Origin of the sequence: Nocardia sp. NPDC047648, assembly GCF_040642815.1 — a bacterium.
GTDB classification, from domain to species: Bacteria; Actinomycetota; Actinomycetes; order Mycobacteriales; family Mycobacteriaceae; genus Nocardia; species Nocardia gamkensis.
The window spans coordinates 183,786-198,084 of record NZ_JBEYSX010000001.1; the positions used below are offsets into that span (position 1 = coordinate 183,786).

General features: G+C 70.1%; 14 protein-coding genes. 8 read left to right on the forward strand and 6 right to left on the reverse strand.

Annotation, left to right across the window (positions count from 1 at the left end; translation table 11 throughout):
- Positions 1-90: 90 nt before the first annotated feature.
- Entirely contained in the window at positions 91-573 is a 483-nt protein-coding gene (locus ABZ803_RS00735; RefSeq protein ID WP_357030897.1) for a MarR family transcriptional regulator, read from the reverse strand.
- Positions 574-682: 109 nt separating this feature from the next.
- On the opposite strand from ABZ803_RS00735, the gene ABZ803_RS00740 reads away from it, so the two are divergent.
- From ABZ803_RS00740 to ABZ803_RS00750, 3 genes are all read left to right on the forward strand, one after another.
- On the forward strand, positions 683-1,213 hold the full coding sequence (locus ABZ803_RS00740) for a phenolic acid decarboxylase (protein ID WP_357030900.1): 531 nt from the start codon (positions 683-685) through the stop codon (positions 1,211-1,213).
- 154 nt (positions 1,214-1,367) lie between these two features.
- Positions 1,368-2,702 carry a lipase family protein gene (locus tag ABZ803_RS00745; protein ID WP_357030903.1) on the forward strand — a complete coding sequence of 445 codons (1,335 nt, stop codon included), beginning with the start codon at positions 1,368-1,370 and terminating at the stop codon, positions 2,700-2,702.
- A 180-nt stretch (positions 2,703-2,882) separates the two neighbouring features.
- A complete protein-coding gene (locus ABZ803_RS00750) occupies positions 2,883-4,046 on the forward strand; it encodes a serine hydrolase domain-containing protein (RefSeq protein WP_357030906.1) in 1,164 nt (387 codons plus the stop codon).
- A gap of 114 nt (positions 4,047-4,160) precedes the next feature.
- On the opposite strand, the gene ABZ803_RS00755 is transcribed toward ABZ803_RS00750, so the two are convergent.
- Complete coding sequence (locus tag ABZ803_RS00755) at positions 4,161-7,346, reverse strand: carboxyl transferase domain-containing protein (protein WP_357032584.1); 3,186 nt, start codon at positions 7,344-7,346, stop codon at positions 4,161-4,163.
- Between the two features lie 47 nt (positions 7,347-7,393).
- Here ABZ803_RS00755 and ABZ803_RS00760 point away from each other — a divergent pair, with 47 nt between their 5' ends.
- On the forward strand, positions 7,394-8,011 hold the full coding sequence (locus ABZ803_RS00760; protein WP_357030909.1) for a helix-turn-helix domain-containing protein: 618 nt from the start codon (positions 7,394-7,396) through the stop codon (positions 8,009-8,011).
- Between the two features lie 7 nt (positions 8,012-8,018).
- Here the strand turns inward: ABZ803_RS00760 and ABZ803_RS00765 are convergent, their stop codons facing one another.
- The gene (locus tag ABZ803_RS00765; protein WP_357030912.1) at positions 8,019-9,527 is read right to left on the reverse strand and encodes an NAD(P)/FAD-dependent oxidoreductase; all 1,509 of its coding nucleotides are present in this window, start codon (positions 9,525-9,527) and stop codon (positions 8,019-8,021) included.
- Positions 9,528-9,781: 254 nt separating this feature from the next.
- Between ABZ803_RS00765 and ABZ803_RS00770 the strand changes: the two genes are divergently transcribed.
- Both ABZ803_RS00770 and ABZ803_RS00775 read left to right on the forward strand, forming a co-directional pair.
- Positions 9,782-10,927, forward strand: coding sequence for an LLM class flavin-dependent oxidoreductase (locus ABZ803_RS00770; protein WP_357030915.1), 1,146 nt, complete (start codon positions 9,782-9,784; stop codon positions 10,925-10,927).
- Between the two features lie 103 nt (positions 10,928-11,030).
- Positions 11,031-12,452, forward strand: a complete 1,422-nt coding sequence (locus ABZ803_RS00775; protein ID WP_357030918.1) for an amino acid permease — start codon at positions 11,031-11,033, stop codon at positions 12,450-12,452.
- A gap of 1 nt (position 12,453) precedes the next feature.
- Here the strand turns inward: ABZ803_RS00775 and ABZ803_RS00780 are convergent, their stop codons facing one another.
- From ABZ803_RS00780 to ABZ803_RS00790, 3 genes are all read right to left on the reverse strand, one after another.
- A complete protein-coding gene (locus tag ABZ803_RS00780; RefSeq protein WP_357030921.1) occupies positions 12,454-12,687 on the reverse strand; it encodes a hypothetical protein in 234 nt (77 codons plus the stop codon).
- A gap of 11 nt (positions 12,688-12,698) precedes the next feature.
- On the reverse strand, positions 12,699-12,914 hold the full coding sequence (locus tag ABZ803_RS00785) for a hypothetical protein (protein WP_357030924.1): 216 nt from the start codon (positions 12,912-12,914) through the stop codon (positions 12,699-12,701).
- Positions 12,915-13,014: 100 nt separating this feature from the next.
- Positions 13,015-13,143, reverse strand: a complete 129-nt coding sequence (locus ABZ803_RS00790) for a hypothetical protein (RefSeq protein ID WP_357030927.1) — start codon at positions 13,141-13,143, stop codon at positions 13,015-13,017.
- Between the two features lies 1 nt (position 13,144).
- On the opposite strand from ABZ803_RS00790, the gene ABZ803_RS00795 reads away from it, so the two are divergent.
- Complete coding sequence (locus ABZ803_RS00795; protein WP_357030930.1) at positions 13,145-13,405, forward strand: Lrp/AsnC ligand binding domain-containing protein; 261 nt, start codon at positions 13,145-13,147, stop codon at positions 13,403-13,405.
- A 202-nt stretch (positions 13,406-13,607) separates the two neighbouring features.
- A complete protein-coding gene (locus ABZ803_RS00800; protein ID WP_357030933.1) occupies positions 13,608-14,225 on the forward strand; it encodes an HAD family hydrolase in 618 nt (205 codons plus the stop codon).
- The last annotated feature ends 74 nt before the right edge of the window (positions 14,226-14,299 follow it).

The following is a 14,299-nucleotide window of genomic DNA, read 5'->3' on the forward strand; positions in this document are numbered from 1 at the left end:
ATTTTGTGACAAAAGCAACTTACCGGGATGGTGGCACAATCGGAAGGAATTGGACGAATCGGATCGCGGACGGCTGACCGCGGACGGCTACTAGGCGGCGGGACCACTCGCCAGGATGCTCAGCAAGCGCTGCAGCGCGGGAAGCGCGGCGTCGATCGCCGTACGGTCGGCGACGGGCAGGGCGTCGAGGGCTTCGCGCAGCATCGCGGCGCTGGCCTGGTCGTACCGATCGAGCAGATGCCGCGCCCGCAAGGAGGCCACCAGCATCGCGCCGCGCCGGTCGGAAGGCAGCGGCTTGCGATCGACCAGCCCCGCCTCGGCCATCGTCTTGACGAGATTGCTGATCGTCGAGGGCGCCATTCGGAGTTCACTCGCGGCACGGGTGGGCGTCAAGCCACCGGTGGCCACCAGCAACCGGAGCAATTCGATCTGCGGTTCCGGCAAGTCCGGCAACCCCTCGGCGGCGCGCGTACGGTTGAGCACCGCACGCCGCAGCGGCCCCAGCAGAGCGCTGAGCCGAGCCTCGACATCGGGCTCCGATATCGCTCGGGCCCGGACGGTGATGGCATCCACGACCTCATTGTGCACTTGCGGCGCACGGCACCCGCTATTACTTTTGCAACAAAATCATTAGCCGCACGGGCGCGTACCGCCCCGGCCACCCCGCACAGGAGCCTTTCCGATGAGCGTCCCACGTCGCACCGAGGACAGCGAGCCGCCGATGGCCGAGTTGACCGGCCTCGTTGGGCATCGATTCCTCTACCGCTACGACAACGGGTGGCGGTACGAGATGTACGTGAAGAACAGCCACACCATCGACTACCGGATCCACTCGGGCATGGTCGGTGGACGCTGGGTCAAAGATCAGCACGTCGACGCCGTCCGGATCACCACCGGCCACTTCAAGGTCTCCTGGACCGAACCGACCGGCACCAGCGTCGCCGTGGACATCCTGCCCGCGCGGCGACTTCTGCACGGGGTCATCTTCTTCCCGCGCTGGGTACACGAGCACCCCGAGCGAACAGTGCTGTTCCAGAACGAGTTCCTCGACCGGATGGCTTCCTATCGCGACCAGGGCCCGACCTACCCGATCCATGTGGTCAGCGAGTTCGCCACCATCACGTGGTATGAACATGTCGGCGAGAACGACGACGCCGTCATCGCCTGTGCACCGGACGAATTGCCGTCCGGATACGCGGACCGAGTCAACTGATGCCGAACGCGAGCGACCCCCATTCACGCCGATTCCTGCGGTCGGCGCGGGGAAATGCCCACTCGCCCGGGGACATACGGTGTGCCGCTCCGTTCGCACCGTCGCCGAGCGCGTGGCTCCGGCGATCCTCCGCCGGAAGAAACAAGAGGCCGTGATGAGAAGGCGTTCGACTATCGGTGGCCGGCGGAAGGCCGAGCACAACCCACTCCTGCCCGCACAGGATCCCTTCTACCGACCACCGGCCGATCTGGCCGCGCACAGGCCGGGCGCGATCGTGCGAAGCCGTCCCGTCGAGGTGGCGCTGTTCGCGGTTGTGCCGCAACAGGTTTCGGCGTGGCAACTGCTGTATCGCAGCAGCGATCTGCACGGCCGGGCGGAGGCCGCGGTCACTACCGTGGTCCTGCCCGCGGGGGCCGTACCCGACCCCGATCGGCCGTTGCTGGCGTTCCAATCGGCGATCGACGCCGTCACCGAGCGCTGCGACCCCTCCTATGTCCTGCAGCGCGGCGCGCGGGCCCGCGGGTCCATCACGCAGGCGGAATGGTTGCTGGTCGCCGGCGCCCTGCGGCGCGGCTGGGCGGTGAGCATCGCCGACCACGGCGGCCGCGCAGGCAATTTCGGCGCCCCACGCGAACCCGGCTACCGCGCCTTGGACGGCGTCCGGGCCGCCCTGCAGTTCGGGCCACTACATCTGCGCGCCGACACCATGGTCGGCGTCTGGGGTTATTCCGGTGGCGGCATGGCCAGCTCCTGGCTCGTCGAGATGGCGCCGACCTATGCCCCCGAACTCGACATCGTGGGTGCCGTCCTCGGCTCCCCCGTCGGCGATCCCGGGCAGGTGTTCATCCGGCTCAACGGCGGCCGCTACGCCGGCTTCCCCGCCATCGTCATCGCCGCGCTCCGGCCGCTGTACCCGATCCTCGATCGCGTCATCGAGGCCAACCTCACTCCGGAAGGTCACCGCCTACTGGATCGCGCGCGCAGCCTGCCGCCCATCACGGCGCTGCTGCGGCTGGCCAACCAGAAATTCGACGACTACCTGCACAAGCCCTTGGAAGAAATCATGGCCGAACCGGAACTGCGGGGCATGCTGGACGATCTGCGGCTCGGCGGATCCGCTCCACGGTGCCCGCTGCTGGTCGTCCAGCCCGTGCGCGACAAGATCGTGCACATCGAGGGAATCGACGCTCAAGTCGACAGTTACCGCCGCGCGGGCGTCCACGTCACCTACCTGCGCGACCGGTGCAGCGACCACTTCACCCTCCTGCCACTCTCGACGCCGATCAGCCTGCGATGGCTCGCCGACCGATTCGCAGGCAAACAGTTGCCGCCCGCAGGCACCCGGACGGTACGTTCGGTCGCGACCATGGCGCCCGGGGTGTGCGGCTTGCTCGTCATGGCCGGGACGGCACTGCGCGTGGCGTTCGGCCGGCCCCTGACCGCAGGCCGCCGGCCGCATCGGCACACCGACCGCACCATCGCCGCGTAACCGGCCGACCACCGTAGGCCGGATACCGGGGCGGCTCGCCCGAACGTTCACCGAGCGGGTGACCGAACACACTGGATCGATTCCGAGCGATGCCCCGGGCATGCTTCCGGGCGCCGGGAGCGGCCCGCCGCGAGATCGGGCCGGGTGCCCGCTCTGCCGCGTCGTGACATGCTGTGGCGCATGACAGTCGAAGGAACCGTCGCCGCCGGTTACCAGGCCGTGCGGGAGGCGTTCGCGGCGAACTTCACCGAACACGGCGAGGTCGGCGGCGCGGTCTGTGTGTACCGAGACGGGCAGCCGGTGGTCGATCTGTGGGGCGGATCGGCCGATCCCGACGCCGGGCGGCCGTGGCAGCGCGACACGCTGCAGTTGGTCTACTCGGCGACGAAAGGCGTCGTCGCGACGATCGCGCACCTGCTGGCGCAACGCGGCGAACTCGACCTCGACGCTCCTGTCACGCGCTACTGGCCGGAGTTCGCGGCGGCAGGCAAAGCACGCATCCCGGTGCGGTGGCTGCTCACCCACCAGGCGGGCCTGGCGGCGCTGGACGAGCCCGTTCCGCTGGACGACGCCCTGGCCTGGACGCCGATGGTCGAGGCGCTGGCCGCGCAGGCGCCGAACTGGCAGCCCGGGACCGCCTTCGGCTATCACGGGCGCACCTACGGCTGGCTGATCGGCGAAGTGATTCGCCGCGTGTCCGGTCGCACGCCGGGCCGGTTTCTGGCCGAGGAGATCGCGGGTCCACTCGATATCGACTTCTTCATCGGGCTCCCACCGGCGGCACAGCATCGGGTGAGCCGATTGGTGTTCGCTCCGGCGCCCGACCTGTCCGAGGTGCCCGAGGAAAACGTTCCCGAGTCGCTGCGTCCACTGCTCGCCGCGATGCGCGACCCGCGGGCGCTGGTCAATCGGGCCTTCCAGATCACCGACCCCGCGGATATCGACTTCGATTCCCCGACCGTCCAGGCCGCGGAGCTGCCCGCCAGCAACGGCATCGGCACCGCCCGCGGCCTGGCTCGGCTGTACGCGGCGCTCGTCGGCGAGGTCGACGGCCTGCGCCTGCTCACCGACGACACCCTCGCGGCGGCCACGCGCGAACAGGTGGCGGGCACCGATCGGGTGCTGATGCTGCCCGGCCGGTACGCCTCCGGGTACATGCTGCCCACCCCGGAGCTTCCGCTCGGCGGTGGCGCTTCGTTCGGCCATCCGGGCCGTGGCGGCAGTCTCGCCTTCGCCGACCCCGATCGTCGCCTCGCCTTCGCCTACGTCACCAACCACATCGTCGAAGGCGCGCTGGACCTGCGCGCCCGCAACCTGGTCGACGCGCTGAGCGGGGTGCGCTGACGGCTCCGCCTTCGCATAGAGCGGGCCGGCTGTCGAGCCGTGGGCGCGGACCCGGCGGCTCGGCTGTGCGTACCCGGTCCGGCGTTGGCCCCCGAGCCCCACGCCCGCCGCACATCAGCGCAACGTGCGGAGCCAGCGGCGGGTGTCGGCGGGGTCGATGACGTCGTCGACCTCCAGCACGGTGGCGGCGGTGAGTGCCTTCCCGTTGGCGTAGGCGAGCTGGACCAGATTGTCGAAAGCCTCCTGACGCTGGACCGGATCATCGATCGCGGCCAGTTCCTTGGCGAACCCGAGGCGGACCGCGCCCTCGAGGCCCATGCCGCCGATCTCCCCGGTCGGCCACGCGACGACGAACCGGGGCGCACGGAACGAGCCGGCAGCCATGGCCTGAGCGCCCAGACCGTAACCCTTGCGGACGATTACGGTGCCCAGCGGCACCGAGAGCGCGGCGGAGTCGATGAACAGGCGGCTGAACTTCGTCACCGTGGCGTCCTTCTCCGCGTCCGGGCCCACCATGAAACCCGGTGTGTCGCACAAGGAGACGATCGGCAGGCCGTGGGCGTCGCACAAGCGCAGGAACATGCCGAGCTTGTCCGCGGCGGGAGCGTCGATCGCCCCGCCGTGATGGTGGCAGTTGTTGGCGATCAAGCCGAAGGGCCGTCCCTCGACCCGGATCAACGCGGTGACGATCCCGACCGCCCAGTCGCGCCGCAATTCCAGCACCGACCCCACGTCCGCGACGGCTTCGATGGCGGCGCGGATATCGAACGCGCGCAGGCGATTCTCCGGGACCACGTGCCGCGCCAGGCGCGGGTCCGGCGCAGTCCAGTCCGCGGTGTCGCCCTGGAAGTAGGCGAGATAGCGACGCGCGGTGGCGACCGCCTCGGCCTCGTCGGCGGCGACGATGTGCACGACGCCGTTGCGGCGCTGCACCTCGACCGGCCCGATGTCCTCCGGTGCGTACACGCCCAGTCCGCCGCCCTCGATCATGGCCGGACCGCCCATGCCGATATTCGCGTCGGGGGTGGCGATCACGACGTCGCACATGCCGAGCAGGGCAGCGTTGCCCGCGAAGCAGCGCCCGGACACGACCCCGATCAGCGGCACGCGGCCGGAGAGCGCGCCCATCGCGCGGAAGGTGGTGACGTCCAGGCCGGAGATACCGGGGTAGTCGGTATCACCTGGTCTGCCGCCACCGCCCTCGGTGAAGAAGACCACCGGAAGCCGTTGCTCGCGAGCGAGTTCCAGCATGCGGTCGGTCTTGACGTGGTTGCGCATCCCCTGGGTGCCCGCCAGCACCGTGTAGTCGTAGGACAGCACCACCACGCGGGAGCGATCGGGGCCGAATCGCTCGGCGCCGACGGTGGCGACGCCCGCGACCAGACCGTCGGCGGGTGTGTTCGCGATCAGGTCCTCCTGGCTCCGACGCAGGCGCTGCGCGGCGACCGCGAGCGCGCCGTATTCCACGAAGCTGTCCGCGTCGACCAGGTCGGCGATGTTCTCCCGGGCGGTGCGCCGCCCGAGTCGATGGCGTTTCGCGACCGCCTCCGGGCGGGCCTCGTCGAGGCCGACGCGGTGGCGAGCGTGGACTTCGGCGAGATCGGCGCGCACCGAATCCAGGTCTACCGCACCGTCCTCCACTACCGCGCCGTCGTAGTCGGCGGCGACGAAGGTCAGCAGCGGCGCATGCGGATCGACGACGGCTCCGACCGCCACGACGTGGCGGCACACGCGCAAGTCCTGTTCGGCGCGCACCACGTGCTGCATCTTCATCGCTTCCAATACCGCGACCTCGCCGCCCGCCGCGACGACGGCGCCGGGCCCCGGGAGCGCGACCACCGTGCCGCCCATCGGCGAACGCACCGCTTGCTCGTCACCGGCCAGTGCCACCTCGGCCGAAGCGACCGGCTCTCCGACCGGCGCGACGGGCAAGGCGAGAGCGAAATCCTCGGCACGCCCGACCAACTCACCGATGTGCTGCTCGAACCACATGGTCGAGACGACACGGCCCCGCGACAACTCCGCCAGGACCGCGCGCAGCACGGCGAGATTGGTGTCCACCCCGGTCACGACGGTCTCCGCCAGGGCGTCCGCGCATCGGCGCAGTGCGGCCGGATAGGACGGACCACTCGCGACGATCTTCGCCAGCAGAGAGTCGAAACGCGCGTCCTGCCGCATCCCGGTGAACGCGGCGGTGTCGACCCGCACCGCGCCACCGGTCGGGGGCGCGAACCGGGTCAGTGTGCCCGCGCCGGGCAGCACGTCACCGCCCGAGGTGACGGTCTCGGCGTTCAGGCGCGCCTGTACCGCGAAGCCGCGCGCGCAATCAGGAGCGGGCAGCGCCAGTTCGGCCAGCGTGGCGCCACGGGCCAGATCGCATTGCACCGCGACCAGGTCGATCCCCATGACCGCTTCGGTGACGGTGTGCTCGACCTGCAATCGCGGGTTGACCTCGAGAAACCACGCCTCGTCGCCGCGCACGAGGAACTCGACGGTGAGAACCCCGCGGCAACCGACCGATTCGGCGATCCGGACGGCCCAGCCGTGCAACCGCTCGCGCAACGTGGCGGAGAGGTCGGGCGCAGGCGCCACCTCGAGGAGTTTCTGCTGCCTGCGCTGCACGCTGCAATCGCGATCGCCGACGGCCGCCGCGCCGCGGCCGTCGGCGACGATCTGGACTTCGATGTGGCGGGCGCCGGTGATCAGCGCTTCCGCGTAGATCCCGGAGTCGCCGAACCCGGCCAGCGCCTCCGCGCGGCAGCGTTCGATCACCTGCGGAAGGTGAGCCGCATCCTGCACGGCGCGCATACCACGGCCTCCACCGCCCGCGGCGGCCTTCACCATCACGCCGTCGGGGTGTGCGGCGAGCAGGGACTCGACCGCGGCGATACCGGCGCCGCGATCGGTCGCCGGGATCACCGGGACGCCCGCGCGATCGGCCGCCGCGCGCGCCGTGGTCTTGTCGCCGAAGACCTCGAGCGCTTCGGGCGACGGACCGACGAAGACGAGATCCGCCGCGGCGCACGCGCGCGCGAATTCGGCACTCTCGCTGAGGAATCCGTAGCCCGGGTGCACCAGCGCTCCCGGCCCCGCCTTCCCGGCCGCGGCGATCACCGCCGTCACGTCGAGGTAGGCGGCGGCCCCGGCGCCCGGCAACGACACGGCGTCGTCGGCCAACCGGACATGCAGCGCGTCTTGTTCCTCGGCGGTGTGCACCGCCACGGTCCGCCAGCCCTGTTCCCTGGCGGTGCGCAGCACGCGAACCGCTACTTCTCCCCTGTTGACCACAACGACCTGCATGCCGCCCAGTCTCGTTGACATTGACGTCAACGTCAATATGCGGCACGATGACCGGTGTGACCCAGTCCACCTGGTCGGTGCGCGCAGCGCGGGAGCGTTCGCACACCCCCCGGCACCACGCACTGCTCGACGCCGCCGCCCGGGTGTTCGCCGAGCGCGGCTACGACAACACCACGGTCGCCGCGATCACCGGAGTGGCGGGTGTCTCCCGCGCGACGATGTACGTCTACTTCGCCTCGAAAGAGGAGATCTTCCTCGCGCTGGCCGAACGGGTTCGCGACGACTTCCTCGCCGCCCAGGAGCCGGGCATCGAGGACGACGATCGGCGAATAGTGTTGCGCGCCACCATAGAATCCTTCGCCGCGGCGGTCGCCACGGCCGGACCCCTACTGCGCCTGATCGACGAGCGCGGGGCGGTGGACCCGAAGGTGGCCACACTGGCCGAGGAGATCACCGAGCGCCCGATCCGCCGCTTCACCCGGTATCTCCAGCGACAGCTCGAGGCGGGCCGCATCGCGCCGGTGACGGACCCGCGCGTGATCGCGGAGACCATCGGCTACACCCTCACCGCGGGCGTCCTCGCCCGCCGGACCGCCGACGCGTCCGGCCGCGCCGAGTATTGCGCCGCCATGGGTAGAGTCGCCGAAACCCTGCTGGGGCTATAGGCGGCGCTCAGGCGCTACGCGTGCCTTCCAGCGGACGCGCGGCGGTCGGCGTCTGCTCGGCCCGGCCGAAGGTCAGCACCCCGTCCTCGAGCGCGCCCTTGCGCAGCAGCTTGCGGTCGCGGAAGTAGTTGTTGATCACCTGCCACGGACCGTTGGTGCCCTGGCGCGGCATCACCGCGTCGCCGCGCTGGATGTAGCCGGAGGTCAGCGCGCCGCCCATCACCGAATCGGCACCGCGATCGCCATCGGTGGCCACGGCCTCGACCCGGGTGAAACCGTTGGTCTTCATGTGGTTGAGCACGCGGCAGAAGTACTCGGCGGCCAAGTCCGCCTTCAGCGTCCAGGACGCGTTGGTGTAGCCGAGCACCATCACCGCGTTCGGCACGCCGTCGAGCATGGCGCCCTTGTAGACCACCCGGTCCCGGGTGACCACCGGCTCGCCGTCGACCTCCAGGCTCATGCCGCCCAGCATCTGCACGCTCAGGCCGGTGGCGCTGATCACCAGGTCGGCGGGCAGTTCCTCGCCGGAGACCAGGCGGATACCGGTCTCGGTGAAGGTCTCGATGCGGTCGGTGACGATGGACGCCTTGCCGCTGCGCAGCACCTTGAACAGGTCGCCGTTGGGCACCACGCACAGCCGCTGGTCCCACGGGTTGTAGCTCGGGGTGAAATGCCGCATGTCGATACCCGAGCCGACCTGCATCCGCACGGCGGCCAGCAGCAGCTTCTTGGCCGCCTCCGGGTTGGTGCGGGAGAGTTGGAAGCTCGCGCGCTGCAAGGCGATGTTGCGCGCCCGCCCGATCCGGTAGGCGAGCTTCTCGGGCACCTTGGCGGCTTTCATCCCCACCGCGACCGGGTCGTCGGCGGGCAGCGCGGTGATGTACGTCGGTGAGCGCTGCAACATGGTGACGTGCGCGGCCGCGTCGCTCATGGCCGGGATCAGGGTGATCGCCGTGGCGCCGGAGCCGATCACCACGACCCGCTTGCCGGTGTAGTCGAGATCTTCGGGCCAGTGCTGCGGGTGCACGATCTGCCCGCCGAAGTTCTCCTCGCCGGGGAACGTCGGGCGGTAGCCGTTGTCGTAGTCGTAGTAGCCGGTGCAGCCGACCAGGAAGTTACTGGTGAAGACCTCGGTCTCGCCGGTCTGCTCATCGAGCGCCTCGACCGTCCAGGTGGCCGTCTCGCCGGACCAGCGCGCCGTGGTCACCTTGCGCCCGAACCGGATGTGCTCGGTGACGCCGTACTCGGCGGCGGTCTGCTCGATGTACTGCCGGATGTGCGGACCGTCGGCGAGCACCTTGGTGCCGTTCCACGGACGGAAGCCGTAGCCGAAGGTGTACATGTCGGAATCGGAGCGAATGCCCGGATAACGGAACAGGTCCCACGTGCCGCCGATGGCCGTCCGGCGCTCCAGGATCGCGTAACTGCGTCCCGTCCGCTCCCTGGTGAGATGGCAGGCCATGCCGATTCCGGACAGCCCAGCGCCGATGATCAATACGTCGACATGCCGCGTCATTGAGGTACTCGTTTCGTCCGCTCCGCCTCGCACACCCGAGGGTGCGTGCTGAGGCCAGATTACGTGTTATTCATGGTTACGTCTAGTCACGAATCGTGACACGCGCGGACCCCGGGATTAAAACCGGGCTGGTTCCAAACCGTGACCCGAGCCGGGCGAGCGCCCAGCATGGATCACTGCGGCGCCCCCGGGCGCACCACCTCGATCTGCCCGTTACCGGCTCGGCCGCGGTCTCCGGAAGGAAGTTGGCTCACATGAGTCTGTCGTTCCACTGGTTCCTCCCCACCTACGGCGATTCCCGTGGACTGGTCGCGGGCGGGCACGGCACTTTCATGTCCGGTGACCGCCCTGCCGACCTGCGGTATCTGAACCAGATCGGCGCCGCCGCCGAGGACAACGGCTTCGAGGCGGTGCTCACCCCCACCGGCGCGTGGTGCGAGGACGCCTGGCTGACCACCGCGATGATGGTCGACACCACCGAGACATTGAAATTCCTGGTGGCCTTCCGCCCCGGCCTGGTCAGCCCGACCCTCGCGGCGCAGATGGCGGCCACCTTCCAGCGGCACTCCCGGGGCAGGCTGCTGCTCAACGTGGTGACCGGCGGCGAGCCGCACGAGCAGCGGGCCTACGGCGACTTCCTGGACAAGACCCAGCGCTACGCCCGCACCGGCGAATTCCTGCATGTGGTGCGGGAACTGTGGACCTCCACCGAGCCCGTGACGTTCGACGGCGAACACATCCGGGTCCACCAGGCGTTGCTGAGCAACCGGCCCGATCCGGTGCCGCCGGTGTTCTTCGGCGGTTCCTCCGAACCGGCGGGCCCGATCGCGGCCCGCTACAGCGACGCCTATCTGACCTGGGGCGAGCCGCTGCCCGCGGTGAGCAGGAAGCTGGAGTGGATCCGCGGTCTGGCGGTGGATCACGGACGCGTCCTCGACTACGGCCTGCGCCTCCACGTGATCAGCCGCGACACCTCCGAGCAGGCGTGGGCCGAGGCAGACCGCCTGCTGGCAGGCATCGACCCCGCCGACATCCAGCGGGTGCAGGCCAATCTGGCGCGCAGCGAATCCGAGGGCCAGCGGCGCATGTCGGAACTGCACGGCGGCAGCACCGAGCAGCTGGAGATCGCACCCAACCTCTGGGCGGGAGTCGGCCTGGTCCGCGGCGGTGCGGGCACCGCCCTGGTCGGTTCACACGCCGAAGTGGCCGATCGGCTTGCCGAATACGCGCGGCTCGGCATCAACCACTTCATTCTCTCCGGCTACCCCCACCTGGAGGAGGCGTACTGGTTCGGCGAAGGCGTGCTCCCGATCCTGGAACGCGAGGGCTTGTGGCGGCATCCGCACCGCACCGCCCGCGTCGCCGCCGCCACGCCCTTCGCCGCGTCCTCCGGTAGCTGACCGCGCAACACCCCAGTTATTCCCAGGCGGGGCCGCGCGGCGAGAATGGGCTATCGGTTCGGCACACCGGCCGTGACCGACGGACCGTTCTCGTAAGGGAGTCATGACCACCGCATCCGCCCGGCGATGGCGCCGCCGACTGCCCGACACCACGACCGAGGCGGGCGCTCCCACGCTCGCGCGCAGGCTCGGCCGACTCGATCTCACCGCCATGGGCGTCGGCACCATCGTCGGCGCGGGCATCTTCGTCATCACCGGCGTCGCCGCCGCGGAGAAGGCCGGCCCCGCCATAGTGCTGTCGTTCGTCTTGGCCGGCGCGGTGTGCGCACTGGTGGCGCTGTGCTACAGCGAACTCGCGGCGATGGTGCCGGTCTCCGGCAGCGCGTACACCTACACCTACGCCACCCTCGGCGAAGCGCCGGCGTTCCTGGTCGGTTGGAACCTGCTGCTGGAGTTCGTCATCGCGGGCGCCGCGGTGGCGATCGGCTGGTCCGGGACCACCGTCTCCGCGCTGGAGTCCCTGTTCGGCATCACCATCCCGCACGCACTCGTCTCGGGGCCCGCCGAAGGCGGCGTGGTGAACCTGCCCGCCGTCCTGATCGTCGCCGCCGTCGTCGCGGTGCTGGTCGGCGAGGTGACATTCACCGCGCGCATCACCAAGGCGCTGGTCGGGGTGACCATCGGCGTGCTCGTGCTGGTGGTCGCCGTCGGCGCCCCGCACGCCGGCGTGGACAACTGGACCCCGTTCGCGCCGTTCGGCGTCGGGGGCATCATCGGCGGCGCGGCGATCGCGTTCTTCGCCTTCCTCGGCTTCGACGTGGTCGCCGCGTCGGCGGAGGAGGCCCGCAACCCGCGCCGCGACGTGCCGTTCGCCATCATCGGCACGGTACTCATCGCCACTGTGCTCTACGCGCTGGTCAGCGCCGTGCTCACCGGCATGGTGCCGTTCGCCACGCTGAACAACGGCGCGCCGATCGCCACCGCGTTCGGCGCGGTGCGGATCGGATGGATCGGCGATGTCATCGTGATCGCCTCGATCATCGCACTCACCAAGGGCCTGCTGCTGATCGTCTACGCGCAGGTGCGATTGATGTTCGCGATGTGCCGCGACCGGCTGCTGCCCTATCGCCTCGCGGCCACCGGGAAACGGTCCACTCCGGTGCGGCTGACGCTGCTGCTGGGCGCGCTCGGCGCGGTCATCGCCGGACTGCTGCCGATCGACATCGTGGTCGAACTGGTGAACATCGGCGCGCTGTCGGCGTTCGCGGTGGTGTGCGTGGGCGTGCTGGTGCTGCGCCGGGCGGAGCCCGAGCGCGAGCGCCCGTTCCGCACCCCGCTGGTGCCGGTGGTTCCGTTGCTCGCGCTGTTCGGCTGCGTCCTGCTCGCGACCACCCTGGAGGCGCTGACCTGGGTGCGGTTCGGCGTGTGGGTCCTGGTCGGCATCGCGGTCTACCTCGGATACGGACGCAAGCGCTCCACGCTCGCCGAGCCACACCCCGCCGCCGGCCCACAGGCCGGGGCCTGACTCAGCCCGTCACGAAGAACAGGCCCGCGCCGAACGCATCGCTCGCGGAGACGAAGAAACCCCCGTCCGTCTCCCGAACCGGCACACCCGCGTTCCCGACGATGTCGCGTGCGACGGCCGGATCGCGCACCGCGATGGTCATGGCGGCCAGGTACGACGGCGCGGGCGCCGGTTCGCCCGGCAGCACGGCGGCGGCCTCGGACGCGCGCACCAACTCCAGCCGCCCCTCACCCATCTCCAACACGGTCAGCGGTCCCTTGCGGACGGGGGCAAAGCCAAGATGCGGCTGTAGCGTTCGACGATCGCGTCGAACTCCGCGTCCGCCCCGACGATGAGCACGGCGGCGATGGCGCGGGCGCCGTTCGGGTGCGACAGGTAGCGCGGCTGGTGTACATATTCAAGGGTCAGATGCTGGGCGACACCCAGCAGCGCCTCCGGCGTCGAGAGCGGGTTCACATGCACGGCCCGCGCGCACCACACGAATACCGTCCTCGGTCTCGACCTCGCGCTCCAGGTCGAGCATGCCCGAGGCGGGCACGCTCGCCGCCGCGCCGACTCGGCGTCACCGGTCTCCGAGGTCGAGCAGGCAGAAGCCCTCGTACTCGTCGGCCATCGCCTTGGTGTGCCATGGATCCGGCGCGGATTCGTCCACGATGCCGAGCAGTTCGAGGTAGGCCCCGCCGAACAACACGGTGCAAAACCTGCTCTGGCTCACCGTCACGCCCGCGAACCTGGTCACCGTCGCGACCACGCTGGGCGCCGATCCGGAGGCGGCGTTCGTCGGCGCCACCACCGGCCCGCACAATCTGCTGGTGTGCATCGTCTGCCGCGACACCGATGCCCTGTTCCGCTACACAACCGAGCGGATCGGGACCCTGAGCGGGATAGATCGCATGGAGATCAGCCCGATCAGCGGCTACGCCAAGCGCACCGCGCCACCGATCCGCACCTGACGCAGGTTCGCGCCGGATGCCGAAATATGCGGTCGCACATCCGGTTACGTGACATCGAGTGCATCGGTGGTTCCACGTGAAGCACGGCCGTACCACCACACCGTTCGGGCAGCCGCACCGCCCACACACCAACGTGGGACGGAGTTGTGAATCACAACAGCCCGACCGGCACGCCGCCACGCGGGCGATTAGGGTCGATCAAGTGACCTGGACCGTGGGCTTCGACCTCGACATGACGCTGATCGACTCGCGGCCCGGCGTCGCGCGGGCCATCGACCTGCTCGGCGCGGAGTTCGGCCTGCCGCTGTGTGGGACGACGTTCGCCGATCGGCTCCGCCCACCGCTGGCCACCCTGCTCGTCGAGGCGGGCGCGCCGGAGGAACTCGTCCCAGCGCTGGTCACCCGCTACCGGGCGCTGTATCCGACGCTCGTGTCGACCATTCCTCCGATGCCCGGCGCGCAGTCGGCGCTGGCGGCCGTCGAGGCCCGCAACGGACGGGTACTGGTGGTCACCGGCAAGCATGCGCCGCTGGCACAGCTGCACATCGCGGAACTCGGTTGGCGCATCGACCATCTCGCGGGCGACCTCTGGTCGGCGGGCAAGGCGGCGACACTGCGCGAGCAGGGCGCGGACCTCTTCGTCGGCGACCACGTCGGCGACATGAACGGCGCGCGGGCCGCGGATGTCTTCGCGGTCGGCGTCAGCACCGGACCGTGCTCGGCCGACGAACTGCGGGCGGCGGGCGCGGATGTGGTCCTCACCGATCTCACCGAGTTCCCCGCCTGGCTGGCGAAGGAGTTCGGCGCGGTCACCGCCTAGCGGGGCGTCAACCCCTCCGGCGCGGAAATCCGGTAGCGCCGCACTACGGCGCGGGGCACCGCAGGCAACCGCGG